10 protein-coding genes are annotated in these 15,074 nt (G+C 41.0%); 5 read left to right on the top strand and 5 right to left on the bottom strand.

Translation table 11 applies throughout. The features are described 5' to 3' along the window. Nucleotides 1-9 precede the first annotated feature (9 nt). The 3 genes from CDG77_RS29930 to CDG77_RS29935 all read right to left on the bottom strand — a co-directional run bounded on the left by CDG77_RS29930 (nt 10) and on the right by CDG77_RS29935 (nt 2,671). Nucleotides 10-1,314: a M16 family metallopeptidase gene (locus tag CDG77_RS29930; RefSeq protein ID WP_094332882.1), complete on the bottom strand. Its 1,305-nt coding sequence runs from the start codon at nt 1,312-1,314 to the stop codon at nt 10-12. 93 nt (nt 1,315-1,407) lie between these two features. Then, on the bottom strand, nt 1,408-1,551 hold the full coding sequence (locus CDG77_RS36975) for a hypothetical protein (protein WP_190234103.1): 144 nt from the start codon (nt 1,549-1,551) through the stop codon (nt 1,408-1,410). Between the two features lie 250 nt (nt 1,552-1,801). Beyond that, on the bottom strand, nt 1,802-2,671 hold the full coding sequence (locus CDG77_RS29935) for a zinc metalloprotease HtpX (RefSeq protein WP_094332883.1): 870 nt from the start codon (nt 2,669-2,671) through the stop codon (nt 1,802-1,804). 533 nt (nt 2,672-3,204) lie between these two features. On the opposite strand from CDG77_RS29935, the gene CDG77_RS29940 reads away from it, so the two are divergent. From CDG77_RS29940 to CDG77_RS29950, 3 genes are all read left to right on the top strand, one after another. Then, nucleotides 3,205-3,483, top strand: coding sequence for a GlsB/YeaQ/YmgE family stress response membrane protein (locus tag CDG77_RS29940; RefSeq protein ID WP_094332884.1), 279 nt, complete (start codon nt 3,205-3,207; stop codon nt 3,481-3,483). Between the two features lie 58 nt (nt 3,484-3,541). Beyond that, the gene (locus CDG77_RS29945) at nt 3,542-4,459 is read left to right on the top strand and encodes a hypothetical protein (RefSeq protein WP_094332885.1); all 918 of its coding nucleotides are present in this window, start codon (nt 3,542-3,544) and stop codon (nt 4,457-4,459) included. 793 nt (nt 4,460-5,252) lie between these two features. After that, nucleotides 5,253-8,897 (top strand): response regulator, encoded by a 3,645-nt coding sequence (locus CDG77_RS29950; protein WP_094332886.1) that lies wholly within the window; start codon nt 5,253-5,255, stop codon nt 8,895-8,897. A gap of 130 nt (nt 8,898-9,027) precedes the next feature. On the opposite strand, the gene CDG77_RS29955 is transcribed toward CDG77_RS29950, so the two are convergent. Then, complete coding sequence (locus CDG77_RS29955; RefSeq protein ID WP_094332887.1) at nt 9,028-10,044, bottom strand: ribose-phosphate pyrophosphokinase; 1,017 nt, start codon at nt 10,042-10,044, stop codon at nt 9,028-9,030. A gap of 688 nt (nt 10,045-10,732) precedes the next feature. On the opposite strand from CDG77_RS29955, the gene CDG77_RS29960 reads away from it, so the two are divergent. Beyond that, the gene (locus CDG77_RS29960) at nt 10,733-12,682 is read left to right on the top strand and encodes an amino acid transporter (protein ID WP_094332888.1); all 1,950 of its coding nucleotides are present in this window, start codon (nt 10,733-10,735) and stop codon (nt 12,680-12,682) included. Between the two features lie 60 nt (nt 12,683-12,742). Here the strand turns inward: CDG77_RS29960 and CDG77_RS29965 are convergent, their stop codons facing one another. Next, nucleotides 12,743-14,281, bottom strand: coding sequence for a glycosyltransferase family 39 protein (locus CDG77_RS29965; protein WP_094332889.1), 1,539 nt, complete (start codon nt 14,279-14,281; stop codon nt 12,743-12,745). 220 nt (nt 14,282-14,501) lie between these two features. Between CDG77_RS29965 and CDG77_RS29970 the strand changes: the two genes are divergently transcribed. Continuing rightward, nucleotides 14,502-14,852, top strand: coding sequence for a histidine triad nucleotide-binding protein (locus CDG77_RS29970; protein WP_094332890.1), 351 nt, complete (start codon nt 14,502-14,504; stop codon nt 14,850-14,852). Nucleotides 14,853-15,074: the final 222 nt, after the last annotated feature.

The following is a 15,074-nucleotide window of genomic DNA, read 5'->3' on the forward strand; positions in this document are numbered from 1 at the left end:
ATTTTTAATTTACGGCTTGACGACAACTACACCATAAGCTTCTGGGGAAAGATACTCTTTGGCTGCTTGCATCAAATCAGTTGCATCTTGACTCTGAATATAATCTGGGTAGTTAAAGGCGGGTTCTAAATCTCCCACTAAGGAATGATAGTAACCATACAACCCAGTGCGATCGCTTGGTGTCTCGTTGCCAAAAATAAATCTGTTCGCTACTCGCCGCCGTACACGGGCAATTTCTGACTCTGTGACTAACTCAGTATGGACTTTGCGAATGTGTTGAGCGATCGCATTCTCTACTTCAGCTAAATTTTCCACTGCACATTTAGCTGAAATATAAAATGTCCCTTGCAGCTGATTGCTCATATTGCTCACAGAAATTGAAGTAACTAATCCCCGTTCTTCTCGTAAATCCCTCACCAACCTTGATGTCCGTCCATGTCCCAAAACTCCTGCTAAAACATCCAGTCCATAGGTGCGATCTAACTGCGCCATTCCTGGAACCCGCCAAAGCATCAATAGCCTTGCTTGCTGGAGACTTTCATCTGTAAATTCTCGACGGACAATTTCTGTAAATGGTGATTCAGGGTTGAGTGCTGTTAGCGGATAGCTAAGGTTTAGCCCGTGGGGATTGGGGATTGGGGAGTACTGAGTTTTATTGGCTTTTGTAAATCCTTCAGCAACGATCGCAATTAATTCTTCCACAGGTAAATTGCCCACAGCTACAGCAGTAATTGACTGGGGTTGATACCAAATATCATGAAAATCCCGCATCTGCTGGGGTTTAAGTTCAGAAATTACCGATTCTGGCCCCAATACCGCCCGACGATAAGGTAGCTCACTATAGGCTGTCTCCATTGCTCGGCGAAATGTCCGCCGTTGGGGATTATCCTCTGAACGCCTAATTTCTTCTAAAACTACTAATCGCTCGCGTTCAAAAGCATCATCAGGAATACTAGCATTTGATACTACATCTATTTGTAGTGGAGCAAGCTGGGCAAAATCTTTGGGGGCAGTGGTTATATAGTAATGAGTATAGTCTTGGCTGGTAGCGGCATTGGTAACAGCACCCCGTTCTTCAATTCGACGTTCAAACTCACCGCTAGCCAGTCGTTCTGTTCCCTTAAAAATCATGTGCTCTAAAAAATGAGCCATACCGTTAATGGCATCAGATTCTACGGCTGAACCAACTTTAATCCATAAGTTGAGGTTTACAGCTTCAACTGGCATTTGCTCCGCAATGATTGTCAAACCATTGGGTAACTGATGCAGTGTTGGGCTATGAAGAGGAGTAAATTTTCGCAGGGTTGAAGTCATTGCTACTTGTGTGAGGAGCTATGTTACTTCTTTATCTTATCCGCGACAGAAAATCTATATAAAAATACCTCTCCCTGAGAGAGGTTCGGCAAACTAACGAGAGTAAGGATTATTGAAGGTTTCCCAAGCAGCAATAGTCGCTTTTTGCAGGCGAAAACTTAAGTCTACGAAGTCTTTCATCAATAAGTGCCAGTTTCTCTCAGCTTCATGCTGAATTATTGAAAAAACGAACCGCATACCCCTGCTGTGAAGCAAACTACGCGCAGCGTCTCGTTAGAGAAGGACACAAAGAGAAGAAGATTTAAAAGGGTTTTTACGTCAGTTCCTTATGTTCCTTATATTTATGCCAAATTGGGATGCTCCCCCCTATACTGATAATCATTAGTCATTGTTAAGGGACTTCCAACAAATAAATTACCCAATCTTGTGGGGTATTTTTTTATTTGGAAGTCCCTAATGTCATAAATGACAAATGACTAATGACAAACTAATAAGCTTTTGTTGGCAGTTGTTGCTCTAATTTCAGCAATGCTGCAACTCGCACCTCTGTAGCAGGGTGACTAGAAAACAAGTTACCCATAAACTGTCCAGAGATAGAATTGATAATTAATAAAGGCTCATAAGCTGGATTTGCATTTAAAGGCATCTGCTTTGCTGAGGCTTCTAAGCGTTGTAATGCCCTGGCTAAGGCGCGGGGATTACCAGTTAATTTAGCAGATCCTGCATCAGCAGAAAATTCTCGTGTGCGCGAAATTGCTAACTGAATAATAGTTGCAGCTACTGGTGCAAGCATTACTGTTAATAAAACACCCAAAGGATTACCACCTCTGTTGTTATCTCGCGAACCACCGCCAAACCATAAGCTGTAACTCACCATTTGCGCTAGGAATGAGATAGCACCAGCAACAGTAGCAGCAACGGCTTGGGTGAGGGTATCACGATTAATAATGTGCGTCAGTTCGTGGGCGATAACGCCTTCGAGTTCATCCTCTGGTAAGATATTCAAAATGCCTTCGGTGACAGCCACAGCAGCGTGTTCTGGATCGCGCCCTGTCGCAAAAGCATTAGCACCTTGGCTTGGAACAATATAAACTTTGGGCATGGGGATGTTAGCGCGATCGCTTAATCTCTGCACCATCCGATAAAGTCCTGGCGCTTCCCCTTCACTCACTGGCTGGGCGCGGTATACTGCCAGCGCAATCTTATCTGATTGATACCAGGAAAACAAGTTGGTGACTGCTGCCAAGCCAACTCCAATTATTAAGCCACTGGTACCACCAATTACCCAATAACTAATTGCGATCAAAAGACCACTTAATGCAGCGAGCATTGCAGCCGTTTTCAGTTGATTTGTCATATTTTCGCTCTCCTGCTAATGCTGTATAAATTTTCTAGAAAACAGCACTAAATATAAGCCACGCTTTGATTGTATCTAGCTCAACGGAGATATATGGTACAGAAAACCTCTCAGAGAAGTACGGTTTTCCCACTTAACTTTTATCAACATTTAGTTATTTTTGATACCATAAGTCCTAGCTGAAAGGTTCGTTTTTATAGATAATAAAAACACATCTATCTAGAGGATTAATTGTTTATATATCAGAAGTTAGAAGCAAGTATGATACATCCGGCTGGCTACACCTACGTCATTAATTGAGATCCGCCTATTGGTTTATATAGTTAAGGCAAAAAGGACGATCGCCATAGCAAAGAGATTAATGTTACTCATTTATATATTCATCCTTAAATACAACCAACTTTCTGATTATTCAAATAATATCTAAAGATTTTTGATATTAGTTCTCTAGATAGATCGGGAATTTTATAGACAAACTTTAATATGAAATAGTCAAAAACAAACAAGGCAGATTTCCACGAAGGAGAAATTCAATGACTAACATTATTGCTTGGTTGGTTTTAGGTTTAATTGCAGGTGCGTTGGCTAAGTTATTTTATCCAGGAACCCAAGGTGGCGGTATTCTCTCCACGATTGTACTAGGAATACTTGGAGCTGTAGTCGGTGGTTACTTGGGTCAAGCTTTACTCGGAAGTAGTTCAGCCGCCGCCGCATCTGTAGGAGCTTTGTCCCTTGGAAGCATTTTATTTGCTGTCCTTGGTGCTATGTTATTGATTTTCCTTTGGGGTATACTGACTCGTCGGGCTGTGTAATAACCTCAAATTAACTGACAATTTTGGGAATCACTTCTAGCTGCAAAAAACCGATAAAATGACATTAGATAAAGAGCGAATAACTGTAGGAGTGTTCGCTAGATGTTCAGATGCACAATTGGCACTTCAGGAACTGAAAGCTTCTAATTTTCCAATGCATAAGGTTTCTGTAATTGCCCGGAATGTGGAAGAACAAAGTAATATTGCTGGTGTTGAAGTTAAAGAACGCACTAGCAATACATCTGGAGAAGATGTTGATGAAGTCTTCAATGGTGGTGCTTTAGGCGATCTTAGTGGCTTATTAGTCGGTCTAGTCCTCTGGGTAATTCCTGGTATAGGCCGAGTTATGATAGCCGGAGCAGAAGCAACAGCGATCGCTACTACCTTAGCAGGTGGTTTGCCTAGTATATTCCTAAATTTAGGAATTCCTAAAGAGGAAGCACGGGGTTATAGCGATCTCGTCTGTAAAAGTTACTATTTGCTGATAGTAACTGGTATAGACATAGAAATCCGTCTTGCTAAGAGGATTTTTAGTCGCCGCGATATTCAGCAACGAGGACAACGAACTGTTTATGAGCCATACTTAACCCCAAATAGTCGCTATAGACACGCTATTGGTGTTTTTTATACGGGCCAAGACACAGAAAGAGTCCTTACTGAATTGAGAACTGCTGACTTTCCGATGAGTCAAGTATCAGTAGTTGCTAAAAATAGAAGCAGTCTAAGTGATATTTGTGAAGGGAATCTCAGGAGTTCTCAAGATAACTACACAACTCTGGGAATTCCTAACGATCTAGTTAGATATTATGACCAGCAAGTGGCCGTTGGTCATTATTTAGTAGTAATAAAAGGTACTGATATTTACATAGCAGGTGCAAGAGCCATTTTAGAAAGTAACAAAATCCAACATTTTGGTATATACAGCCAATCTGAGCTTAATGCAGCTAGAAGCGATCGCCAGACTACAAACTTCTAGTTAAATATCAATTTATAATGTTATATAAAATACATGTGAGCATGATTAGAGATTGTTTTTTGAAACTTTTGTTTTCTACCATGCCCCTTGTAAGTATGTCGGCGCAATTAAAGCCAAGCTAACTGGCGACGGCTGTCCTTGGTCAGGGCTTTAATACTATTTACGTTTCGCAACATATTTGGTTGATTTATATCATCTTACTTAAACATAATCTTCCGGTTAACACGTATAGGAATATACAACCATAGTGATTTCGAGCCACTATTTATATAGGACTCCTATTTGCATCTTGTTCAAAAATCAAATAGGAGTCCTATAGTGTGCAGAGGATGATGACATTGGATGATATCGTATTATGGTTCGCAATCAATAAATTGTGCTTTTTGGACTTTGCAGAGTTTTGGTATTACTAGGTCAATGACTGCAATCATAAAAACCACCATTTTTAGTAAAGTCTAATGTATGTTAAATTTATAAATAGTCTAAGAGAAAGTGATTAATATTCACCGCCAAATTAAATTAACAAGTAAAGTTGTTACTCCTTTTGAAGAAAGTTATGCTACCTAAAAGTTTAATGTTTGCTAAATTATAAAAATGCTAGAGAAGAATATTTATATACTTATATTTAAAATCAAATCAAATCAAATCAAATTTGTAAAAGGATTAAAATGCGATCGCTCGTCTTTAGCGTCCTAAAAACTAGCCATATTCGATGATAGCGAAATATCTTACATTTTTTTTGGATAGTAAAAAAAAATCATAATAGAATTAATTTTAATACCTGCCTGGAATAATGTTGAACCGTTTGAAGATTGGAACCAAGATTGGAGTAAGTTTTGCCCTGAGTTTGGCAACTCTGACCGCCATTGGTCTAATCTCCTACCAAAGTACCAATGAGCTAATTAAAACTTCACGTAAAGAAACCCATACATATCAGGTGCTAAGTCAGCTTGAAGACCTCAACTTGCAATTGACAAATGCTGAAACTGGGCAACGTGGTTATATTATTACTGGAGAACAGCGTTATTTAGAACCTTATAATGCTGCTATTGAAGTACTCAATCAAAGAGTTAAGGAACTTCAGAGATTAACGTCAGATAATCCCAACCAACAAAATCGGCTTGATATTTTGCAGCCACTACTAACCAACAGAATGGCTGTAATGAAAGATGTCATTGAGCTACGGCAAAGCCAAGGCGTGGAATCTGCTCAGAAAGCTATCCTGACAGACGAGGGTAAGCAGATGATGGATCGGATTCAGAAAATTATCAAGGCGATGAAAGCTGAGGAGAACGTACTGCTAAAACAGCGCTCTGACAAAGCACAAGCAGCCGCCCAGCAAACCCTCTCCAGCGTTGTCTATAGCATTCCCTTATTTTCTTTAATCTTAGCTTTGCTCGGATTTTCCCTGACCAAAGATATCTCACTCCCTCTAAGGCAAGTTTCTAACTTAGCAGACAAAATGGCGGAAGGGGATTTATCGGTGAGTTTACCAGATAGCGATCGCCTAGATGAAATTGGCGTGTTGACGCGCACCTTCAACCAGATGATTACTAATCTGCGAAACACAACTCAAAAAAATTACGAGCAAAACTGGCTAAAGTCTAACTTAGCTGAATTTACCCAGATGCTCCAAGGGCAGCGCCATCTGGAAAGTGCAACTAGCTTAATATTGTCGAATTTAGCACCGCTGGTTGGGGCATCACAAGGCGTTTTCTATGCGATGTCCTCCTTAGACGACCAGCCAGTACTGAAGTTATTAAGTAGTTATGCTTACAAAGAGCGAAAAAACCTCGCAAATCAGTTTCGCTTGGGCGAGGGATTGGTGGGACAATGCGCCTTAGAAAAACAAAGAATCCTCCTCACAGAAGTTCCTAGTGACTATATCCGCATCAGTTCTGGCTTGGGGGAAGCACCACCACTAAATATTATTGTCTTGCCTATATTGTTTGAGACGGAGGTGAGTGCAGTAATTGAACTTGCTTCTTTTGGGTCTTTTAGCCATTTGCATCTGGCATTTTTAGAGCAATTGAGTGAAAATTTGGGAGTATTTTTAAATAACATCGCTTCACAATTGCAAACCCAGCAACTACTTGAAGAGTCTGTTGCTTTAACAGAAGAACTGCAAACTCAGCAAGAAGAACTACAGCAGAGCAATCAACGCCTAGAAGAGCAGGCGCACGAGTTGGAAGAATCACAATTTCTGGTCAAGCAGTCTAACGAAGAATTACAACAATTAAATGAAGAGCTAGAAGAAAAGGCAGAATTGTTAGAAGTTCAAAATCGGGAAGTTGCTCGCAAGAACCAGGAAGTTGAACGAGCAAGACAGTCTTTTGAAGAAAAAGCTGAACAACTGGCATTGTCTTCCAAATATAAGTCAGAATTTCTGGCGAATATGTCCCACGAATTACGGACACCGCTAAATAGCTTGTTAATTTTAGCAAGACTGTTATCAGATAATTCTCTTAACAACTTGACCGATAAACAGGTAGAGTACAGCCGGACTATTTATTCGGCTGGCACTGATTTGCTGGAGTTGATCAATGACATTCTAGATTTAGCAAAAATTGAGTCGGGTACTATGTCGCTCAATATTGAGCAAATTGCTCTTGCAGACTTGGAAACATCTCTAGAACAGACTTTCCGACAAGTAGCCCACAATAAAGAACTCAGTTTTACTATTGAACTGGATGATAAGTTACCTGCGACAATTTCTAATGACTCCAAACGTCTGCAACAAGTACTGAAAAATCTCCTAGCTAACGCCTTTAAGTTTACTGAAAAGGGAGGTGTGAAGTTAGAAATTAGCATGTCTTCTGATAGAACCCAAGTTGATAATCCCATGATTGCTTTTGCCGTTAGCGACACGGGTATAGGCATTCCAGACGAGAAGCAAAAGATTATTTTCGAGGCATTTCAGCAAGCAGATGGCACAACCAGCCGCAAGTACGGCGGGACTGGCTTGGGTTTGTCCATCAGCCGCGAATTGGCTCAACTGTTGGGAGGGAGAATTGAACTAGTCAGCCAAGCAGGGCAGGGAAGCACCTTCACTCTCTACTTGCCCAAGCGACAGGAAAAGAATGGTCAAAATACTCTTACATCCCTGGAGCCAACACCAACCACTATCCGCAAAGCATCGACGATAAAAGAAGAAGTGCCTCTGGTCGAAAGCAAACCCACAACTGTGGACACTTCTCCATCTGCGAAAGTATCTACTACCTTCCCCCACGAAATTCCAGATGACCGGGAAATAATTCAACCGGGCGATCGCGTTTTGCTAATTATCGAAGATGATGATAAATTCGCCCGTATCTTATTAGATATGGCACGGGAGCAGGGTTTTAAAACCATTGTTGCCTTACAGAGCAAACAAGGTCTAGTACTCGCGCAAGAGTTTAAGCCCGATGCGATTATGCTCGATATTTATATGCCAGAAATGGATGGTTGGACGGTTCTGGATCGTCTCAAGCACAAGCCAGATACCAGACATATACCAGTACATATACTTTCTGTGGATGAAAGACAGCAACGGGGATTACAGCTAGGAGCGATTACCTATCTCCAAAAACCCGTTTCTCCAGAAGCGCTAACTCAGGTATTGACTGATATTAAAGGCTTTATTGAGCGTCAGGTTAGAAATCTCCTGATCGTAGAAGATGACCCAGTACAAGCCCAAAGTATTATCGAACTGATTGGTAATGGTGATGTCCAGAGTACAGCAGTGGGTACGGGGGCAGAAGCGCTGTTGATTTTGCGATCGCATCACTTTGATTGTATGGTACTCGATCTCGGTCTGCCCGACATGAGCGGGTTTGAACTAATTGAGCAAATCAAGCAAGAACCTAGGCTGTTGAAACTGCCGATCATCGTTTACACCGGCAAAGAACTCAGCCGACAAGAAGAAACCCAACTGCGGGGATTAGCAGAGACAATTATTATTAAAAATGTGCGATCGCCAGAGCGGTTGTTAGACGAAACTGCTCTATTTTTGCATCGGGTGCAAGCAAATTTGCCCCCACCAAAGCGTCAGATGCTAGAGCAACTACACCAAAACGATCCGGTGCTGACTAATCGGAAAATTTTGATTGTAGATGATGACCTGCGGAATATTTTTGCCCTGACCAGCTTTTTAGAAAGCTATCAAATGCAAGTACTGTTTGCCGAAAATGGCAGAGATGGCATAGAGATGCTGCAAACTAATCCTGACATTAATATAGTCTTGATGGATATCATGATGCCACAAATGGATGGTTACGAAACCACCCGGGCCATCCGTCAGCGACAACAGTTTCGATCTCTACCAATAATTGCTTTAACTGCCAAAGCTATGCCAGGCGATCGCGAAAAATGCATCGAAGCTGGAGCTTCTGACTATATCACCAAACCTGTAGATACTGAGCAACTGCTTTCACTACTCCGGGTTTGGCTGTATCGGTAAGGGAATGGGGAGAGAAAGAGTTTTCTGTAATCTCAGGACAAAAATTTGAGGTATTTAAAAACCCACACGTAACCAATTAAAGGGTACAGTGTGGGTAATTGATACCTATAAAGATAACGTAAATGACAATTTAGCGAAACATACTACTAACTGAAGTATCTTCATGAATCCGCCAAATGGTTTCTCCTAAGAGATTAGCCACTGACAGCACCACTAGTTGAGGAAAACGATTACTTTCTGGTATGGGGATCGTATTGGTGACAATGACTTCCTCAAACAAACCACTAGATAATCGCTCCATCGCTGGTGGAGAGAATACCGCATGAGTTGCACAGGCATATACCTGACGCGCTCCTTCTTCACGCAGTAATCGCGCCCCTTCTGCGATCGTGCCGCCTGTGTCGATCATGTCATCGACCAACACTGCCGTTTTGCCTCTAACATCGCCAATCACATTTAACACTTCTGCAACATTATGTGCCTGACGACGTTTGTCAATAATTGCCAGTGGCGCATCATTCAGTTTTTTGGCAAATGCTCTCGCCCGTGCTACACCGCCAACATCAGGAGAAACAACTACAACATCGGGCAGTTGTTTGCTTGCTAGATAATCCAGCAATACTGGCGAACCATAAACATGGTCAAAGGGGATATCGAAATAACCTTGAATTTGCGCCGAGTGCAAATCCATTGCTAGAACCCGGTTAGCACCAGCTTCCACGATCAAGTTAGCCACCAGCTTGGCGGTGATTGACTCTCGTCCTGCTGTTTTGCGATCGGCACGAGCATACCCATAGTAGGGAATTACTGCCGTCACCTGTCGCGCAGAAGCTCGACGACAAGCGTCAACCATAATCAATAATTCCATCAAATGATCGTTCACAGGTTGACAACATGGCTGGATTAAATAGACATCACAACCACGAATTGATTCTTGGATTTGAACGTAAAGTTCTCCATCCGCAAATCTTTTGCGAATCATTGGCCCCAAGTCCATGCCCAGATAACGAGCGACTTCTTGAGACAGTTGGATATTGGCAGAGCCAGAAAACAGCCGCAGGCGATGATTCTCAGTCAGTCCTGTTGCAGATGGTTGCACTTTGAAAGTTGCAGAACTGAGCACAGCAGATCCTCTATGTGCATTCATAGTAATATTATCATTAGAGATTTAATAGATTTAACCGAGAAATTGCCTAAAAAAACACTTGCGAGTTTTATTGAAGCTTCCATACAAAATTAAAACATCTTTCCATAAAACGATAAAACGATCGTTCGCTAACTATCTAATGTTCTTGGCAAGCAAACTATTGATAGCTTAGGGGGCATCCAATCCGTCCACTAGGTCTATAGTTCAAGTTTTTTGGGGTGAGGTAAATAACCCCAATCTCTCAAAGATTGGTGTGATAGATTGCTTATTCTAACTACCTCATTTATAAGTGACAGTAAAGCATTTACAACTTAAGTAATATTAAAGTTTGTTTTTAGATCCGTGTTGAACGCTTGTGGCTAAGTGTGCGACACGTATCTAATTATATTCTACGATCCTAGCGGTAAATAAATAAACTGGGAGACTTAATTTTTAGTTTGAAGCCAGAAGCCGCACCCGAACGGTACTATTAAAGTCTTAAACCTTTTGCCATCAGTCTTTTCGGAGCGGATAACGTCGATAAGTCTTTCTTTAGGATTTGACTTCCGTCGATCTTGCTGGTCTAGTCTCACTAAAATATTTTGTAAATATGACAGGATGCTTAATCTACAATATATAGTTGCTATATATTTGTAGCTAAAAATTTTAGCAAATCACCAAGCCAAGTTTTGCAACACAACCGTATTTGATGGCTAAATCAATTATTTCAACAAAACGCCTCAGCAGTCAGTTTATTAGCTGGTTGCTTGAAGAAAACAGACCAGATAAGGAAGGATCGTACCGTCGTAAGGAAGAAGCACATCGCCAGCATTCTTGGTGGCAGGTCATGTGCTTGACTGGTGTAGATTATTTCTCAACCCTTGGCTATCAACCTGGTATTGCAGCACTGGCTGCTGGCGCTCTTTCTCCTATAGCTACCCTGATTCTAGTTTTGCTGACGCTGTTCGGAGCATTACCAATCTATAGACGTATTGCTGCCGAAAGCCCTCATGGTGAAGGGTCGATCGCAATGTTAGAGCGTTTGCTCCCTTGGTGGCAAGGTAAATTACTTGTGCTGTGCTTACTTGGCTTTGTGGCAACCGACTTTATTATTACCATTACCCTATCGGCTGCTGATGCTACAGCCCATATAATCGAAAATCCGCTGATCCCAGATTGGTTTCACGGTCAGGCGATCGCAATCACCCTAGTATTAGTTGCATTACTAGGCGCAGTTTTCTTGAGAGGTTTCCGAGAAGCAATTGGAATTGCAGTCGTGTTGGTGGGAGTTTATTTGCTGTTAAACTCCATAGTCGTTAGCGTTGGTGTGTATCAGATTTTAACTCACCCAGGAGCGATCGCTAACTGGCATACGGCACTTTTTGCCCGCCATTCCAACCCTTTGATCCTAATTGGTATATCTCTACTCATATTTCCGAAGCTAGCACTAGGATTGTCAGGCTTTGAAACTGGTGTTACCGTTATGCCTCTCGTCAAAGGTAGCAGTAGTGACACTTCCCAATATTCCAAAGCACGGGTTCAGAATACACGTAAGCTGCTGACTACTGCTGCTCTGATTATGAGCTTCTTTTTGCTCACCACCAGCTTTATAACCACTCTACTGATTCCAGTTGCAGAATTTGCATCTGGGGGCAAAGCTAACGGACGAGCCCTGGCTTATTTAGCCCACCTGCATCTCGGTAATGGCTTTGGCACGATTTACGATGTCAGTACTATTTCCATTTTGTGGTTTGCAGGTGCATCTGCAATGGCAGGGCTACTGAATATTGTGCCGCGCTACCTACCACGTTATGGTATGGCACCCAATTGGGCACGAGTAACGCGACCTTTAGTGTTGGTGTACACAGCGATCGCTTTTGTTGTCACAATCATCTTCAAAGCAAGTGTAGAAGCCCAAGGTGGAGCTTACGCAACTGGTGTGCTTGTATTGATTACCTCAGCAGCCTTTGCCGTAACCTTATCAGCCCACCGTCACAGAGAGAAGCGAGCAAAACTTGTTTTTGGGATTATCACCCTGTTATTTTTATATACTACTATTGTTAATATCATCGAAAGACCAGAGGGGATTAGGATCGCTGGATTTTTCATTGGTGCGATCATTCTTACCTCACTAGTTTCTCGTGTTTGGCGTTCAACGGAACTGCGAACAGAACGGATCGAAGTTGACGAACTTGCCGGTCAATTTCTTGCGGAAGAGAGCCAGGGAGCAATACGGCTAATTGCAAATAGGTTGAATAAAGGCGATGTCCTAGAGTATTTTTTAAAAGAGAAAGAAGTCCGCGAGGATAACCATATTCCAGCCAACGATCCAATTCTTTTTCTAGAGATTCAGGTATCAGATGCTTCCGAGTTTGCGGATATCATCAAAGTAAGAGGGGTACAAGTTGGTGATTATCGCATTTTAAGGGCTGAGAGTGCAGCAGTACCTAATGCGATCGCGGCTTTACTGCTTTATATTCGTGACCATACAGGTAAAATTCCTCATGCCTACTTCGGCTGGGTTGAGGGCAACCCCATACAATACTTACTGCGTTTTATCTTGTTTGGTGAGGGTGATATTGCTGTAGTCACCCGGGAAGTACTTCGTCGGGCTGAAAAGAATCCCCACAAACGTCCTGGAGTTCATGTTGGGGGTTGATTAAGGATCGTAAATAATTGAGCCGCCTTAGGAAAAACTCAATATACTAGGTACTTTTTTCTATTTTTTTCTTGTGAATCGATATATTTTCATATAAGGCCAATCAGCCTCACCTTGTAGTTTATATAAATCACTCATTTCTGCTTGAAAAACATCTCTAAATTCCCAATAAAATTCGCGGTTAACGATCACAAAAACTGTATCTGCATTGTTTGTCGCTATACTAACTTTTTCTCCAATATTTTTTCCCTTCATAATTTTCCGAATATAATCTGGTGCATATATTGTTGATGAATCTCCGTAATATTTTAGTAATCTAGGCTGACCGTATAACAATACAGATTTTGCAGATTCATTTCGATTTTGTAGCAGATAGCGAACAGCCGAACGGTAGTCATCTTTTGAATAGGCGGGATTGGAATAGTATTGCCAATTTGAATAAACATTCATCAATAGTAAAGAAACAGTAGCTAACTTTGGAACTTGAGAGAGTAGAGAAAGTTTATTCTGGCGCTGATAATTATGTAAAAAAGCTGATGGAATCAAAATGACAATTGGTATACATAGATAAAAAGAGTGGCGAGGTAGCCAATTAATTTTGGTTGCCAAGGCAAACAGCAAGGTGAGTAAAAATGATGTTACTAAAAGCGATGTGAAAAAGTAATCAGCCTGTTGATATCTTTTCTTCTTGCGGTGTCTTGATAGACTTTTTACTAAAGCTAAAAATATGATAGTAATGACAATAATAAATATTAATAGCTGAGGCCAGTAACCAAGTAAAACACTTATCTTTTCTGGATCGCGTAATTTCTCTAGTGGCGGCCCATAGGATGTCCCGACTAATATACCGTAGAACACAAAAATTATGTTTGTAATTATAGGTAATCCAGTCCGAGTAACTTGAGTAGCAGTTGGATCGGATGCAGCTGGTGATGATAAGTAAAACCAAAGCATTGGGGAGGAAAAAACTACCGGAGGTATCCACCATCTGAGCAATTCTTTTAAGTTTCTATAAATAATTGCATGAGATAAACAAATTGATGAACTAAATATAATTGTCAAAATACTGCCAAAACTTCCTATGGCTGTAAAGATACCAAAAAGCAATTGGGGAATAATTTTATTCCTCTTATCTACAGTAATTGCATAACTAAAAAAATATATTTGAAGTGAGGTTATAAATATTAATAATGCGTAAGGTCTGGCATCTTGGCTATAGAATACGCTAAAAGAACTAACTGCTAGGATCGTAGACGACCATAAAGCATGTTTTCTTCCATAAACACGTAGACTCGTAAAAAATATGGCAATTACTGAGCCGACTCCTAGTAAAGATGAGAGCGATCTAATCGCAAATTCACTATCTCCAAACACTGAACGCCAATAGAATAAGACCAAATAATAAAGTGGTTGGTATTTATCACCAGCTTCTCGATTTACAATGTTGAATAAATTTTCTTGAACGCTTGTAGCATCAGATAAAGCTAGACTCCAGCCTTCATCAAACCAAAGACTTTGATTTTGCAATAAACAGAAACGCAGAAAGATGCTAATTATGATAATAATAAAAACAAGAAAATAGTATTTTGACTGTTTCATAAAAATCTCCAAAGCACTGGTACATTAGATATACAACTTTCTAATCATCAAAATCCCACCCTATCGTTCAGTAAGAGATTGTAATCATTGTCTCTATGTTGTGGTGGGAGGAATGTTATCTATGGAGACTCTATCACAGGAATGAGTATTTTGTTATCTAGACGATCTAGTTACTACACTAAACCTTTAAAATCTCTAGCAGATGAGTAGGTAGATTAGCATGAGTGAAACTGTAGAAACGATTTTCAGCAAAATCATTCGTCGGGAAATTCCCGCCGATATTGTTTATGAGGATGATTTGGTCTTAGCATTCAAAGACATCCATCCCCAAGCACCTGTTCACATCCTGGTTATTCCCAAAAAACCCATTCCCACGCTAGCTGATGCTGAATCTCAAGATCGTGCTTTGTTGGGGCATCTTTTGTTAACCGCCAAACGTGTTGCAGAAGTTGCTGAATTGAAAAATGGTTATCGAGTTGTTATCAACACTGGTGACGATGGTGGTCAGACAGTCCACCACTTACATCTGCATATTTTGGGAGGACGGCAGTTGGACTGGCCCCCTGGTTGATAAAAGTGGATGAATTGTGTCTCTAGACACGATTCATCTTTAAAACAAATCACTGTTATAATCAATTCCTATTTAATATTTCTTTACAAATCTCAATTTTGCTTCTAATGTAATAGACATAGGTAAGCAAATTTGCTTATCGAAATCATAAACAACAAACCGCACTTATAAAACCATGACAGCAACCTTACAACGCCGCGAAAGCGCCAACGTATGGGATAG

Origin of the sequence: Nostoc sp. 'Peltigera membranacea cyanobiont' 213 (assembly GCF_002245975.1) — a bacterium.
GTDB lineage: Bacteria > Cyanobacteriota > Cyanobacteriia > Cyanobacteriales > Nostocaceae > Nostoc.

Bases quoted from the DNA above. Each gene is read 5' to 3' on its own strand.
- CDG77_RS29930 (WP_094332882.1), bottom strand. From the start codon at position 1,314: ATGACTTCAACCCTGCGAAAATTTACTCCTCTTCATAGCCCAACACTG.
- CDG77_RS36975 (WP_190234103.1), bottom strand. From the start codon at position 1,551: ATGCGGTTCGTTTTTTCAATAATTCAGCATGAAGCTGAGAGAAACTGG.
- CDG77_RS29960 (WP_094332888.1), top strand. From the start codon at position 10,733: ATGGCTAAATCAATTATTTCAACAAAACGCCTCAGCAGTCAGTTTATT.
- CDG77_RS29935 (WP_094332883.1), bottom strand. From the start codon at position 2,671: ATGACAAATCAACTGAAAACGGCTGCAATGCTCGCTGCATTAAGTGGT.
- CDG77_RS29940 (WP_094332884.1), top strand. From the start codon at position 3,205: ATGACTAACATTATTGCTTGGTTGGTTTTAGGTTTAATTGCAGGTGCG.
- CDG77_RS29955 (WP_094332887.1), bottom strand. From the start codon at position 10,044: ATGAATGCACATAGAGGATCTGCTGTGCTCAGTTCTGCAACTTTCAAA.
- CDG77_RS29970 (WP_094332890.1), top strand. From the start codon at position 14,502: ATGAGTGAAACTGTAGAAACGATTTTCAGCAAAATCATTCGTCGGGAA.
- CDG77_RS29950 (WP_094332886.1), top strand. From the start codon at position 5,253: ATGTTGAACCGTTTGAAGATTGGAACCAAGATTGGAGTAAGTTTTGCC.
- CDG77_RS29945 (WP_094332885.1), top strand. From the start codon at position 3,542: ATGACATTAGATAAAGAGCGAATAACTGTAGGAGTGTTCGCTAGATGT.
- CDG77_RS29965 (WP_094332889.1), bottom strand. From the start codon at position 14,281: ATGAAACAGTCAAAATACTATTTTCTTGTTTTTATTATTATCATAATT.